The 15,923-nt window shown below is 31.0% G+C and carries 8 protein-coding genes; all 8 read right to left on the minus strand.

Features of this window, described 5'->3' with window-relative positions; all coding sequences use genetic code 11:
- Positions 1 to 8: 8 nt before the first annotated feature.
- Positions 9 to 440 carry a response regulator gene (locus EMN46_RS15300; RefSeq protein WP_154201695.1) on the minus strand — a complete coding sequence of 144 codons (432 nt, stop codon included), beginning with the start codon at positions 438 to 440 and terminating at the stop codon, positions 9 to 11.
- A 23-nt stretch (positions 441 to 463) separates the two neighbouring features.
- Positions 464 to 2,488, minus strand: a complete 2,025-nt coding sequence (locus EMN46_RS15305) for an ATP-binding protein (protein WP_154201696.1) — start codon at positions 2,486 to 2,488, stop codon at positions 464 to 466.
- Positions 2,485 to 3,900, minus strand: a complete 1,416-nt coding sequence (locus tag EMN46_RS15310; RefSeq protein ID WP_154201697.1) for a PAS domain-containing protein — start codon at positions 3,898 to 3,900, stop codon at positions 2,485 to 2,487. The genes EMN46_RS15305 and EMN46_RS15310 overlap by 4 nt, the downstream gene beginning before the upstream one ends.
- 4 nt (positions 3,901 to 3,904) lie before the next feature.
- A complete protein-coding gene (locus tag EMN46_RS15315; RefSeq protein WP_154201698.1) occupies positions 3,905 to 6,985 on the minus strand; it encodes a PAS domain S-box protein in 3,081 nt (1,026 codons plus the stop codon).
- 983 nt (positions 6,986 to 7,968) lie between these two features.
- Complete coding sequence (locus EMN46_RS15320; protein ID WP_154201699.1) at positions 7,969 to 12,303, minus strand: PAS domain S-box protein; 4,335 nt, start codon at positions 12,301 to 12,303, stop codon at positions 7,969 to 7,971.
- Between the two features lie 842 nt (positions 12,304 to 13,145).
- Complete coding sequence (locus EMN46_RS15325; RefSeq protein ID WP_154201700.1) at positions 13,146 to 14,171, minus strand: inorganic phosphate transporter; 1,026 nt, start codon at positions 14,169 to 14,171, stop codon at positions 13,146 to 13,148.
- 135 nt (positions 14,172 to 14,306) lie between these two features.
- Positions 14,307 to 14,951 (minus strand): response regulator transcription factor, encoded by a 645-nt coding sequence (locus EMN46_RS15330; RefSeq protein ID WP_154201701.1) that lies wholly within the window; start codon positions 14,949 to 14,951, stop codon positions 14,307 to 14,309.
- Positions 14,948 to 15,886 (minus strand): sensor histidine kinase, encoded by a 939-nt coding sequence (locus EMN46_RS15335; RefSeq protein ID WP_154201702.1) that lies wholly within the window; start codon positions 15,884 to 15,886, stop codon positions 14,948 to 14,950. The genes EMN46_RS15330 and EMN46_RS15335 overlap by 4 nt, the downstream gene beginning before the upstream one ends.
- Positions 15,887 to 15,923 lie beyond the last annotated feature (37 nt).

Below are 15,923 nucleotides of genomic sequence, written 5' to 3' on the forward strand. Positions count from 1 at the left end.
TTATTCAGTTACAATGATTCATTTATTAATAGCCAATAAAGGCCTAAAGTTGAAACAGCTTCAGAAAAGTTTTCAAATTTTATGGGTTTTACCACATAAGAGTTTACACCATAATTGTAGCTTTCTAATATGTCTTGTTCTTCGCTTGACGATGTTAATACAACCACAGGAATATTTTGTGTCTGTTCTTCTGATTTTAACTTTTTTAATATTTCAAGTCCGCCAACCTTTGGAAGCTTAAGATCTAAAAGTATTATTTTTGGTCTTTCGTTTTTATCTCTTTCTACATATCTACCAGTAGCAAATGTATATTCTAAGGCTTCTTCACCATCTTTAATTACTTGGATACTGTTTGCAACATTGTGCTTTCTTAAAGCTCTTAAGGTTAATTCTATGTCATTAGGGTTATCTTCAATGTATAATATGTCCTTTGTTTCCATAAGTTAACTAATATAGTTTAGATTTATAAGGTAAAAAAGAATGTTGTGCCTTTATTTATTTCTGATTCAACCCAAATTTTACCTCCATGTTTGAGAATAATTCGTTGAACGATAGACAAACCAATTCCTGTTCCTGGAAATTCTTCAACAGTGTGTAAGCGTTGAAAAACATCGAATATTCTTCCGGCATACTTCTTATTGAATCCAATTCCGTTATCCTTAATATAAAATACATTTCTTTTATTCTCATTCGTACAACCAATTTCCACAATAGCATTTTCAACTTTACTCGTGAATTTCACAGCGTTTGATATCAAGTTTTGTACGACATGGTAAATGAGTTTTTCATCCGCATTTATTAAGGGTAGAGGCTTTATTTTATAACTAATTTTTCTATTTTGAATACTGGGTTCTAGTTCCCTTTTTACTCTTTGCACAATTGTCAGCAAGTCAACCTGCGATTTATCCAATTTAGTACGTGCCATGCGCGAGAATTCAAGCAAATCAGTAATTAGTTGACCCATGTTTTCTGCATTGTCTATAACAAGGTTTATGTAACGATTCGATTCAGAATTTAGCTGTGGAGCATAATCTTCTTTTAATATTTGTGAGAATCCAATAATAGCTCGTAAGGGTGCTTTCAAATCATGTGAAACTGAATATGAAAAGGCTTCCAATTCCTTATTTGCATCTAGGAGTTTATTATTAGAAATTTCCAATTCCTTTCTAATATCATTAACATCTTCCAATAAATAGGTAAGAGCTTCTTGCGATCTACTAAGTTTTAATGTTTTGTCATTTAATTCTCTTGTCCGTTCTTCAATTAAACCTTCCAAGTCATTTTTATGTGTAGCCAGTTCTAGTTCATATTTTTTTTGTTTAGTTATATCTCTAATTTGTGTAAAAAGCTGATTGGGCTGATTATTACTATCTCTAATAATTGATAACGAAACTTGACCAAATATTATTTTCCCTGATTTATGTACATAAGCTTTACTAAGTGAGCTGTCTTTAATATTTCCTTCAAGTACTTCTTTTACAAATTTTTCTCCTACAAGTTTATCTTCTTTTGTAGTAATGTCAGTATAATTTAGGTTTATTAATTCCTCTTTGGAATAGCCCACAAAATCGCAAAAATAGTTGTTGGCCTTTTGTATCTTACCTTCTATTGTTGTAGTTACTATACCAATATTAGCATTTTCAATTGAACTCTCAAGTAGATTTTGAGCTTTTCTAAGTTCATTTGTTCGATTATTTACTTTTTCTTCTAGAGTTTTTTCTCTGTTTTCAAATTCAGAAATTGCATAATCAAGTATAGTAAGTTGGTTGCCATCAAAATTCGGGAATTGTTTAATTTTATCACCAGATGCATTTTTAATACGTTTAATCATATTGTTGATTGAACTTGATATGCTGTAGAAAATCCAAAGAAATATGATAATACCTAAACACAAAGCCCCAATAAAAAATAGAAGGAAACTACTTTTTGCATGGTTTAAAATATTTACTAAATTTTGATTGAAACTTGCCGCTTTTTCATCTGCATAATCAATCATTAGACCCGTTTTCTTTAAAAGTAATAGGATGTGATCGTTTCCTTTTCCCTTCGCGATTTTTGCAGCTGTATTTTTGTCACCATTCTTCACTAGGTTAATAATTTCATCTCTAATTGGTTTCCAGTTAACAAAAGTGGCGAAAGCGTTATTCATTAATTCTAAATCACCAAGAAATTTCTCTCTTACAATTTTAAAGTTATCATATATGAGTTGTTCATTTCTATTTATTAGGTTTATTGAATTATTTAATTCAATTTCGTTTTCAGACAATACGATGTCACTCATAGAACGATGTATGGCATTGATATAAATATCAATATCGCGAGCACTTTTGTTCACTGTATATGGGTGTTCAAAAATGTCATTGGTTACTTTATTAATCTCTTGAATATCTCTATAATAGAAAACACTACTGATGCTAAAAGATAAAATGATCAAAAGTAAACCTATAAATAATCGAGTTTGAAATTTTGGATGTTTAATTTTTCTCATCTGTTTTTTAGTTTATTGATTTCATTTTTCAGATCGTTAATTTTAAATTCTCGATCAACAAACAAATTATTAAAACGCTCCAGTTCTTTATTTTTCGTTTCTAATTCTTTGGTTCTTTCTTTTACTAACTCTTCTAGATTCTCACGATGTTTAGTGAGTTCTTGTTCTGCTAATTTTCGTACGTGAATATCAGAACCAACAGCAGTAGATATTCCATTTTCATCTGCTTTTGTTCCATGCCATGCTATCCATTTATATAAGCCGTTTTTACACAAGTAACGATTTTCAAAAGAGCTAGTTTTTTTGCCTTTCATCTGATCTAAGGCTTCATCAATTGTTTTTTGTCTATCATCAGGATGGACAAAATCAATAAATGGTTTTGATGTAAATTCTTTATTTGAATATCCAAGTATTTTGTTTACTGCTTTATTTGCTTCAACAAAATAGCCTGTGTTGATATTCGCTTTACATATTATGCTAGGTGATATATCAAACGTATTTCTGAGATTCTTTTTTGTATTGATTAAGTCTTTATTCTGTTTTAATAAGATTAACTCATTTTTTTTTAGTGAAAATTGCGTGTTTTTAAGACGCAGTAATGTATATGCAATTCCAAAAATTAATATAAATAGGAATATTATAGTAATTATAATTGGTGGAGAAAACGGAGAGGTAATTTCACTTTTCACCTGCAATTTCATCCCATTGTTTAAGGAACTTAGCGATTTTTGTGCATATATGACATTTGTGTCAAATTTCTTTTTTGATGATTCAGCTATAATTACATCCTCATTGTTAAGTAAGCTGAAACAAGTATTTGAATATTTTTCAATATCAATCCAAGTATTAATTACATTCTTACTTGAATAAACTGCGGCAAACAAGCCCCTAAATTTATTTTCATTAAAAGCAGGAATCCAAACTTCAAAAGATGATTCTCCTTGTATTGCATCAAAAGCTTGAGTATAGATGGCTTTTTTCTCTTTTTGGGCTAAACGGGATGTTTCCTTTGGTATGGGTAATTCAATATTTAGTCCAATTATATGTGAGTTTTCTTCAAGTGGACAAACAGACTTGATTGTGAAATTTGAATCGACCCACGTAATATTTATAAATTCTGGATGATTTTTTAAATAATTATTTACCTTTTCTTGAAAAACTGATTCCGAAAGATTGTTTTCACTTAATTCAATTGCAAGTAAATTTAGAAAGTCAATATTTCCTTTTAAATTCGACTCAATATTCTTTGAATATCTATCAGCTAATAATTCATTCGCATAAGTTTGTTTATTGATAGAATTATTATGTAGTATTATTAGTAATCCGCTCAGTGCAAATGTAAAAGCTAGGATGAATAAAATTGGAGACCTAAAATTTGATCTGCAAATGCTGTTTAATTCTGTTTTCTTCATGTTGCTATTTTTTATCAGAATTATATTTTACTAGTTTATCGATTTCATTTTTTAGCTCTTTAATTCTAAATTCTCTATCAACAAACAGATCATTAAATCTCGCTAACTCTTTATTTTTTGTTTCTAATTCTATGGTTCTTTCTTTTACTAATACCTCAAGATGTTCACGGTGTTTTGTTAGTTCTTGTTCAGCCTTTTTGCGTTCTGTGATATCTATTAAATTACCATAGACTTTAATAACTTTACCATTTTTAATTATAGGTTGTCCAATAGTTCTCACATATAAATTATCGCCTTGTGCATTTATAAATCGGACTTCCAAATCATACGGTTTTTGTCTTGTGATTGTCTCATTAAATGACCTAGAAACCAACTCTTTATCATCTGGATGATAAAAATGTTGTCCTTCTTCTGTAGTTGAGAATTTTTTCCCGTAAATTTCGTAAATAGTATCGGTGTAAGTTGATTGTCCGCTTTCCACATCGTGACTCCAACCACCCATTTTACTTAGTCTTTGTGTCTCTTTATAAAGAAACTCGCTATCTCTTAGTTTTTCTTCAGCTTGTTTTTGTTTGGTAATGTCTGGAGTTGCAATAAGAGCTTTTACCTTATTGGATTGAGATTTATCGATTTTAAGTGTTATGTGTATGTTTCTTAAATTACCTGATAAGGTTTTGACCTCAGATTCACTCTTAAATGTTTCTTTCCCTTCAGTCATAGCTAATATTTCATTTTTTAACACAATAAAAGATTTCTCTGTAAATATTTCAGAGAGATTTTCAATTAAGTGATTTTTATTTTTGGCCTCATGCAAATCTAGTGCAGCTTGATTCACATCTAAAACATTAATCATATTAGCACATTTTACTAATTCGTTCGGATTATTGTTAAAATAGTCGTGTAAATTACTGTATTCTTGTATTTTGATTTCCGATATATAAGCTGCGACTTCTGTAAGGTCCTCTTCCCATAAGGGTATTGGCGAATTATTAAATAGCGTTTTATATCTCTCGTTACTTAAATAAACGGCTTGTTCTGCCTCTTTTCGATCGGTAATATCAGACACAACATGTACGGCTCCTGTTAATTCATTTTTTGAATTAAATATTGGATCAACGTTAATTTCTAACCATCGTCCATTTTTATCAAAAATTATAGATTCGGGTTTATGACTTTTTTTCATCCGAACCAAAGGGCAATCGTTAAAAAAGCCTTTAGTTTCATGTACCATCTCAAAACATTTTTTTTCTTTTAGATCTTCTTCATTTGCGGTAAACATGGCCAATGTTGATGTATTGTATTGGCTTATGTTGCCATCCAAATCAATAATGCTTACCGAATCGCTCATGGCATTAAAAGTAGTCTGCCATTTTGTAGCCTGGTTTTTGATTGTTTCTTCAGCTTGCTTACGCTCAGTAATATCAGTTGCCTGCACCAAAATATAGCGAACATTGTTTTTTGTATCGCGAATGGCGGTATATGCAGCAAGAGCCGTATGAGCTTCTCCATCGATGGTTGTAAAGGTATCTTCTGTCAGCAAAGTCTCTTGCTTTGTTGATGCTTCTAAAATTTGTTTTTTTATTTTTGCTTGCCAATCCGGATTGTTTTGCCAAGTTTTTAGTTCCCAAAATATTTGTCCTAGTATTTCTTTACGTGTTCCTCCTTGCATTTTTAGAGGTAGTTCATTAATTTCGATAACACGACCATCTGGAGAAAGTACTGTCATAAACTGAAATTGCTGATTAAAAGCAATATGAAATAGTTCGTTACTTTCTTTTAATTTTTCATCTACTTGTTTGCGTTCAGTAATATCTTGAACAATACCAAACATCTTTATAGATTCATTTTGTTCGTTAAATTCCTGATTCCCATTTGCCCATATCCAACAAATCTTGCCATCATTATTTCGTTTAATTCTGCATTCGAAATTCCAATCTGTTTTAGTCGATAAAGCTTGATGAAATTTTTGATTCACCATTTCTCTATCTTCAGGTATAACATGCTCAATCATTATATCATAAGTCCACTCTTTTAGAGGCTTGTTATATCCAAAAATCTGATCGTGTTTAAGGGTGCGCCAAGACTCTAGAGTTTCTAAATCTAGTTCCCATGCTCCGGTTTCTATACTATTAAGGGCATATTCTAAGCGGTCTTTATTTTTTAATATTAATTGATTTGCTTGTTTATATTTAGTGATATCTGTAAACATGCAATAGGTTTGTTTAAAACTACCATCGGGATTATAGTCATTGTAACCTTCAAAAGCGATATTAATATAGTGTCCCGTTTTGTGTCTTATTTTAAACTCAATATCTTTAACGAAACCACAGCTTTTAAAGTTTGGAAAACATTCATGCTTTGCTTTTTCTGCACTTTCTGGATGTAAAAAATCAAAAAATGAATGGTTAATAACTTCCTCTCTTTTGTACCCCAACATTTTAAGCCATGCTGAGTTTACATCGATATAATTTCCATCCTTGTTTAATGATTGATAAGACAATGGGGAATTGTTATATAAGGCTCTAAATTTTTCTTCACTTTCTTTCAGTGTTATATTTGCTACAGTGCGCTTGTACTTCTCTAAACCAAGTTCTACTATTACTTCTGTCATTTGACTTAAAAATAATAGTTTGTTTTTTACTTCAGATTCTTTAAGAATTGGTACTTGTCTTAAGGCTTCTAGATATTCCTTTTTATCGAACTTGTATTTTTCTGCCTGTGCTATAAAAAATGATTCATTGGGCGTTTCAAAGAATAGTTGGCCAGTAAATAAATTGTAAAGATGTGTGTCGTTTACAATTATTGGGACAGCAATGTTTATTAAGCCATTTAAACACTTATATATATTATATTTATTACCAGTTTTAATTTTTCCTGCTAATATGGTATCGCTTTCAAGACAATTTTGAGCTGTTTCAGGATTTTTACGATGAAAATTAGTACATATCTTTTGCCATCCTGATTGCATTATAATATTTCCATCCAAATCTAGTAGTGCTGTCTCTAATCCGGTTGCTTTGGTATAGCTTTCTAAAAGTTGACTTATCTTTTTTATATCTATTATGTCTTCACTTTTATATTCCATAATTTGCAATTTAGATTTCTTTACTGCTTAAAATTCGTATTAGTTATGTTTTGAATTTTTAAACTCATTTATTCAGTATTCTAATTTCTTTGTTCAAAATTTCTATTCTTAACTAATTTCTTAGACCTTCCAATATCTTATTTTCATCTTTCTTTGCGAGTTGTTATCATTAGTGCATTTGGTATTTTTGATCATTTTATGCTTATTAATAATCTTTATCTTGTTTATTAAAAATTTAAAACAAAAGTATAGATGAACTTTTGTATTAAGTATGCCTAAATATAATTCGTAGTCAAATAAATATTAAAATACGTCTACTAACATTATTGTTTTGCAAAAAGAAGGATACGCATAAACAAATTCAATAATTAATTATTTAAGGAAGATACGATATAAAACATTTTAAACAAAAGTCTGAGGTTTATTAAATGACATAAAACCAGGCTTTTCGTATAATTGTTTTGTCTAAAATAAAGAGTTGATATCTTTTATTCGCTTAAAACAGCTGAGAACAAAGAATAAGAATGATAGGCGGATAAATATAAAGGTCTTACAAATTTTATTAATCAATTTAATATTTTATGAAAATGACTATAAATAGTGGGGAAGAAGCTTTCTGAATTTGTTAATGAAATAAGCAAATGGCGGCAATCTATCTACTATTAATAATTTAGCTTAAGGATTTCACAATCTAAATTGGTGTGAATCATTATTTGTTTATTTTTGATAATAAATAAACACTGCAGAAAATCGATAATATTATTTGGATGGCAGATTTGAGCTTAAATAATGGAGTGTATGCAATTTAGATGGGGAATGTTTCTTCTTAAATAGCCACGAAGTTGGTTAATTTAGTAAGTTCGTTCCTCTCTGGTATGATGACTAATGCGATTACTACCGCATTTTTTAAGTGTGTTTATTAAAATTAACTTCTTCGTGGTATATAATAGTTATCCGCTGTATTCGACTTAGAGTCAATATTTCTAAAAATGTTTTTGTATTAATGTATGTAATACAGTCGTATTAATAGGCTTGGCTATATATTCATTACATCCGGCTGCTAGTGCTTTTTCTTTGTCTCCAGTTAAGCCATAAGCTGTTTGTGCAATAATAATAACATTTTTATTGAATTGTCGTATTTGTTCAGTAGCTCTATATCCATCCAATCCAGGCATTTTAACATCCATTAAAATCAAGTCGATATCTGGATTATTACGACAAGTTTTAATCGCTTCAAATCCGTTAGTCGCTGTAATAATTTGGGTACTAAATTTCTCGATGGTTATTTTTAATAGTGAGGCTGAAACTTCATCGTCTTCAGCAATTAAAATTTTCAAGTTCATTACTTTTGAATTAATATTATGACGATTTTCATCAAGTAATATCTCCGTATTTGAAAGTTGGTTTTCGTCTTCTTTAGTTCGATAAGGTAAGGTGAAATAAAACGTCGATCCAACACCCTCTTTACTTTCTACCCAAATTTTGCCTCCAAGCATTTCAACATACGATTTGGTAATAGATAAACCAAGTCCTGCACCTTGTAGAGCCATTTTATCTTCAATATCTGCTTGAATAAATCGCTCAAAAATGGCTTCTATACGATCTTTGGGAATTCCTATGCCAGTATCTCTTACATAAAATTCTAGGAACTCATCCTTTTTATAATATCCAAATTCAATAGAGCCCTTGTTGCTATATTTAATCGCATTTTTAACAAGGTTTGTTAAAATGGCAAAAACTTTTTCGCGGTCGGTTTCAATAATTGCGTCTTCTAATGGTAATGTCGTATTGGAAATAAGTTTCATCTCCTTGGTTTCAACCTCGGGCTTAAAAAAGGTATAAATGTATTCGATTTGGTCGTTAATATTCGATTTTTGTATATCAGTTTTCATCAAACTGGCCTCAATTTTCGAAATATCTATAATATCGTTTATAATATTAAGCATACGTGTACCGCTTTCTTCAATTATACCGATATAATCTTTCTGTTGATCAACTGTAAGTTCTGTTTCTTTAAGCAGTTCGGCAAAACCCATTATGCCATTCATTGGGGTACGAATTTCGTGGCTCATATTAGCTAAGAAAGCTGATTTTAAACGGTCGCTTTCTTCTGCTTTTTCTTTTTGATAAACTAATTCAAGTTCAATTAGCTTACGATCTGTAATGTCAATAAAAGATCCAATCATTTTTTCAACATCACCATTCGCATTACGCTGAAATGGTGTGTCATAGGAAAGACACCATCGCCACTGTCCATTTTTAGCTTTGAAACGATACTCCAGAATATGCGTATTATCTTCGGTGTCTTCTTTTAAAATTCGCATGTGTTTAGCGACTTTCTCCCAATCATCAGGATGGAATAGCTCCGAAGATTTAGTTCCCATATTATTAATCTCATCAGAAGTCCAACCAAGTAGTTTGGTGTACTCTGGATTAACATAGTCGTTGTTGTCGTTTGCAAAATCGTAAATATATACCGCTGTTTGAATTGAGCTATATATTTTGTCTTTTTCTATTTCTTTGTTTTTACGATCGGTAATATTAGTAAATGTTCCCAGTATGCCAACAATTTCTTTAGAGCTATTATACATGGGTATTTTGTTCGTATCTAACCATACGTGCTTACCATTTCTTTGCTTTTGATGTTCAACGATATGAAATAGACTTTTTCCACTTTCAATTACCTTCTTGTCATCTTTCATATAAGATTTAGCTCGTTCTCTATTCAGGGTCAAATCATAATCAGATTTGCCTACTATTTCGTTAGCTGATTTTAAGCCTGCAATTTTGGCAAAATTATCATTACAGCCCATATATATTGAGTTTCTATCCTTCCAAAAAATATACTGAGGTATACTATCCATAACTAATTCAAGCATTTTTTTTGAATCGGATAGTGCATTATCTATTTTTGTTTGTATTGTAACATCAATAAGAACACCAGTTACTTTTAAAGGGTTTCCTTGGGCGTCTTTTTCAAGAGCCGCAATTGAGCGAATCGTTTTTTGAATGCCTTCATCTTCGGTAAGGATATCATAAACAAGATCATATTTTTTATCATGTTCAATCAAATCTATTAGGGCTTGGTGTACACGAATTTTGTCTTGAATGCATTTTTCTACACCTTCAGAGGTTAAAGTTTCTAGTTCTTGATCGAAACCAAAAATTCTTTTTGTCTCTTCAGAGCCCCAAAATTCTGTTTCCGCTATGTCATATTCCCAATTTCCTACATGACCAATCGACTGTGCTTTTTGGTAACGTTTTTTATTAAGCAAGAGTGCCTCTTCCGCCTTTTTGCGTTCTGTAATATCTATAAAAGTACAATAGGTTTGTTTAAAACTGCCATCGGGATTGTATCCAATGCAGCCTTCTAATGAGATATCTACATAATGCCCTTTTTTGTGACGAATTTTATATTGAATATCGTTCACATAGCCTCGTTTTTTAAACTTTGGATAGTTAGCGTCAAAATGCGCTTGCCAGTCAGGATGCAAAAAGTCTTTGTAAAATTTGCCAATGACTTCATGTCGTTCATATCCCATGGTATTGAGCCAGGTAGGATTTATATCTTTAAAACTGCCATCTTCGTTTAATGACTGATAGGACAAAGGTGCATTATCATATAGTGATTTAAATTTTGATTCACTTTCTTTTAGCTTTTCTTCTGAATGTTTACGTTCACTTATATCGTTGATAAAACTAACAAACTGACCGCCATCAAATGGTTGAAATTGGATGTTAATTTCAACATCGTAAACTGATCCATCCTTTCTGAGATGCTTCGATTCAAAACGGGCTGAACCTTTTTTAGCAATATGAATTATACGATTTTTTATGTCGGCTGTAGAATCTAAAGCATCCAGATCACTAACTTTCATGTCCAATAATTCATCATGACTATAACCACTCATGCGGCAGTAAGCATCATTAACCTCGAGGAATTCACCTTGATTATTTGTTATCCAAAAGCCACTGAGGGCTGTTTTAAGTATCGTTCTGTGTCTTTCTTCTCTTTCTTTTAGTTTCTCTTCTGTTTCTTTACGATCGTTAATATCTAGATGAGTTCCAAACATCCATTCCGGTTTTCCATCTTCTGTCCAGGTCACAACTTTTCCTCGGTCCAAGACCCAAATCCACCCTCTTGTTTTGTGTTTTATGCGTGATTCAAAATGGTAATAATCAAGTTCCCTTCTGAAAAGTTTATTGAGCAAAATATCACTTTGCACTAAATCATCTGGATGTGCATACTTATCCCATGTTTCTATAGATATAGGAAAAAGGTCCTCAAGGGTATATCCTATTAGATTGGCCCATTTCTCATTGAATATTGTTTCTCCAGTTTGAATATTCCATTCCCATGTGCCCAGATTAGCACTTTCAATAATATTATTTAATCTTTCTTTTTGATATTTCAGCTTATCATCTGCTTGTTTGCGTTCAGTGATATTCCGAACAAAGCCAAGAATAGCTATTTCTCCACCATAGTTAATACGTGAATACCGAATTTCGACAGGGATATGTAATCCATTTTTATGTTTATGTGTGGTTAAGAGTGTTCCTGGCTTTTCAAGTTCTAATTTACTCCAATGCTCTCTTTGAATGTCTTGGTCGATAACATTGATATCCAAATCGACTACTTTCATTTTAAGGAGTTCATTCGTACTATAGCCCAGCATTTGGCACGCATAATTATTTGTCATTTTAATTTCGCCGTCGAGATTGCATAAATACATAGCATCGCTGGCTTGATTAATTATTGTGCTATATCGTTCTTCGTTTTCTTTTAGTTGTTCTTCTTTTTTCTTTTGTTCGCTAATATCTTCACACAAAACAATCGAACCGATTATTCCTCCTTGTTTATCCATTATGGGGGCAAAACTGTATGTGCATGGCCATTTTTCGTTTGTCTCAATTCGTTTTAGTTGGTATTCTATATTATTTTCTGTTTCACCTCTAAGAGCTCTTGCTACAGGCCATCCTTCCAATGACAGTGGTTCGCCACTAGTTGAAAAGATTTCAAAAAGTTTAAAAAATGCATTTATGGTTTTAGGATATTCCTCTTTGCTCTCATATCTATGAAATCTAGAAAAAGCGGTATTAAAGTTTATTAAATTACCCTCTTTATCAGTAACAAAGATTGCTTTTGTCATGTTTTCTAAAGCAGTCTCAAACTTAAGTCCTTTTTGAGCATCTTCTTCATGCAAACCTACCAGCGAATTGATAAATGAGATATCAATATCGTTTTTTTCTGAAACGAGTTTTTTAAGCTTTTCATTTTCGATTATTAATTCCTCGTATGTTGGTTTGCTTTTTGACATTGCTTTGTTTTTATTTTTCCCGATCTAGTCTAGATAGTTTATGTTTCAACTCCTTTGTTAGGTGTAACCTGTTGACATCTAGAAAGTCCTAATTTTTCTATTCTTTGTTTTAAATATATATGGGTGTTATTACAGTTTGTTCTGTAGTATATTTAGTTGCTTTATGCTTATTAATCCTTTTGATTTTAATTGCCTATTTCATAAATTTTCAAACTAAAGCAGTACAAAAAATACATTATAAGGATAACATTTGTTTGTACGATAACGTATTGAAAATGATTTGTAACTAAACAAAAAGTGTGCATATTCTCATCATCGTTTTTGTTTAGCGAGAAAGAAGAATATTATATTCAAATTTATTTAAGGAAGATACTATATAAATATTATCCAAACAAAAGGTTAGTATGCAATATTGTATTCGGGGGTTCAATAATGGACTTTTTTTTAGGGTGATAATGATTTTTATTACCGAAAATGTTAAAGTCAAAAAACAGAAATATAAGTGACAAAGTCTTAATATTACTGATATTGTAGAATGGGATGTTTTTTTGAAAATGACTGAAAATTATTGGAGGGAGCTTAATATAAATGATATTTAATTCTTTTGCACATTATACAAATATTGTAAGATGTGTTATTCTGATTTTTCAGATTCTTAGAAATTTACATTTCCTCTAAGCTGAGCTATCCTAATTATCTTTAATTTTGGTACTTCTCTTCTTTCAAAATAATCTTTGCAATTAAGGTTTTATAAAAGATTCATTTTTCTGTTAATCTATATCAAGTTTGGTTAGAGACAGAAGTGCACGATTGATAATGCTTTGACTTTTAGGAGACTTCCTTTATAAATCTAATATATCACATATATCAGCTAAATAAATAAGTAAAAAAGATAATCCAAAGGCTAGGATAGGAGCTGTTACCCACATTATAAAAAACTTGTTGACTTCGGTCTTTTTAAAAATATTTTTGAATCCCAGTTTTGCAACACCAATGCCTATAATGGCTGCTACATTTAATTGAACCAATGAGGTTGGTATGCCTTTTATGAGTGATGCTGTAAGTAAAAGCGATGCAGAAACAAAAGCAATAATAACAGCTTCAATCTTCCCAAAAAGAACAATTTCTTTTCCTGTATTTTTTACAATTTTATGACCAAAAAGAGAGCTCCCAATTCCAAAACAAGGTGCAATAATAAGTGTCGCTAAAATTAAAATGTGAACATAGTAGGCTTCATTAATGTCTAAGATATTAAACGAAAGACTTGCAATTGGACCGACTGCATTGGCAACATTATTTGTACCTATTGAGAATGCAACATACAATGACATGGCAACAATTAATCCCTTCAAAATATAGCTGTCATTTATTTTTTTCGACATTGTATAGCCGCGTTTGCGTATGGGTTTATAAATATACTTTCCTATAAAAAAAGTAATTAGAAACGATACAATTGGCATGATTAGCCATGTGGGTAGTATTTCGTAAAATAGTTTATGCGTATTAAGGGAATTAAAATAAATTGCGGGCGCTACAATCGCTAGTACTGTTGATTGACTGGTAGATTGTGGAATTCCGAAGATATTGGCAAGGAGTAGTGACATGGCCACTGAAAATAGGATTATTGACACAACTGTATAAGTCATCATTTCGGGTGCAAGTAAACATTTGCCAACGGTTTTGGCCGTTTCTTTACCACCTATAATAGCTCCTAAAAAAACGGCTAGCCCAAATAAACCAGGAATTAAACTCTTTTTTAGAACATTGGCTCCATAGGCAGCCGAAAAAGCTGGTCCTGTACCGCTTCCTCCCATATTAATGGCAAGAAACATAGCAATTACAAAGGGAATTAAAAATGGAATTAGCATTACAAAGTCGTTTTACAATTATTAATCATGTAAAATTACCCCATAATGGCATGGCGCTTTAGCTGATAAAAGCGTATTTCTATAAATACGTTTAAGTACGTAGTTCTATTTTTTATAGTGTGTTGAGATAGCTATTTATATTTCGAAATAGCCTTTTTTTATAGCATAAACAACCAATTCGGCAGTGTTTTTTGATTGCGTTTTTAATAAGATATTCTCTCGATGCTTGTCTACTGTTCGTTTACTGATATAGAGTTGTTCCGAAATTTCTTGATTTGATAAACCTTGGCAGATGTTCAATAAAACTTCGAGTTCTCTTTTTGTAAGTTCATGATTAATAGGCGTATTTGTTTTTCTATTTAAACCTCTAATGATTAATGATAATATTTCTGGTGAAAAATAGTTTCTTCCATTATAGACCTCCTTTATGGCAGTTTCCACATCGATAAATTGTGAGTTTTTAAGTAAAAATCCTTTGGCTCCTGCTTCTATCATTTCGGTGTAAAAATTCTCATCTGAATACATCGATAAAGCAATGATCTTTAAATGACTATCATTTTTAATTGCTTGTAAAGTTGCTTCTATGCCATTCATTATAGGCATATCAATATCCATTAATATAATGTCTGGTTTAAAGTTTTGTAGGCCTTCAAGAAATTCCTGTCCATTTTTTGCTTCCTTTATTTCTGCAACAAAATTGCTATTTGCTAGTAAAAAGCGCAATCCTTCTCTAAAAAGCGAATGGTCATCGACTAAAAATATATTTAATTTTACACTCATTTTGGAAGTTTTATACTTGCATAAAAGCCTTTATTTATACTACTTGTTAATTCAATAGATCCATTTAATGATTTAACTCTTGATTTAATATTTGTTAATCCCATTCCATTGAATTCTTGTTTCGCAATCTCGAAACCTATACCATTATCATCATATTTAAATACAATCTGTTTTTCATTGTCATGAAGAAGAATGGTGATTTTGTTTGCTGAGGCATACTTTAAGGTATTATTAATAAATTCGCAGCATATACGGTATATAATAACTTCAATATTATGACCATATCGTATTTTTTCAATGTTTGTAGAAAACTCAATTTTAATAGTTTCTTTTGTAGCTACATTTCTTATAAAAGTATCAATCGCTTTTTTTAAACCATATCGTTCTATTACATGAGGTGTAAGGTGATTTGAAATTTCTTTTGATGTTGCTATTGCATTATCTACCAGACTTTCCACCTTGTTTAATAGGTCTACATTTCGCTCATTAAATTCTGTTTTATCAATTGCCGAAATAGTCATTTTTGCAGAAGATAGTACGGGTCCTAAACCATCATGTATTTCTTTTGAAAAATATTTTCGTTCATTTTCTTCAGTAGAAATAGTAGCAGAAAGAAGTTTAGCTTCATTTTCTTTTCGGAGTTTGCTAATTCTGTTTAAAACTTCAAATATTTTTCGAATGTAGATTGATGCAACAAGCATGGCTATAGAAATGATGACTGCTATCCAGCTGCTAATATCTGATAGTTTATTCGGATCATCTATATTTAAAACATGAAATGCTTCGACCAACCTACGAAGAGCCATAAGTAAGAAACCCACAGAAATACTAATCCATGCAATTTTAAACCTTGTTTTAGGAATAAGGCTTATCGTAATAAAAAATGCAGTAAACTGCAGAATAACAGATATAACTAAAGCAATTTGTAATTCCATTCTGCTAAGTTATATCAATTTACATAATTTTATATAC

Origin of the sequence: Ancylomarina sp. 16SWW S1-10-2 (assembly GCF_009669305.1) — a bacterium.
In the GTDB taxonomy this organism is placed as follows: domain Bacteria; phylum Bacteroidota; class Bacteroidia; order Bacteroidales; family Marinifilaceae; genus Ancylomarina.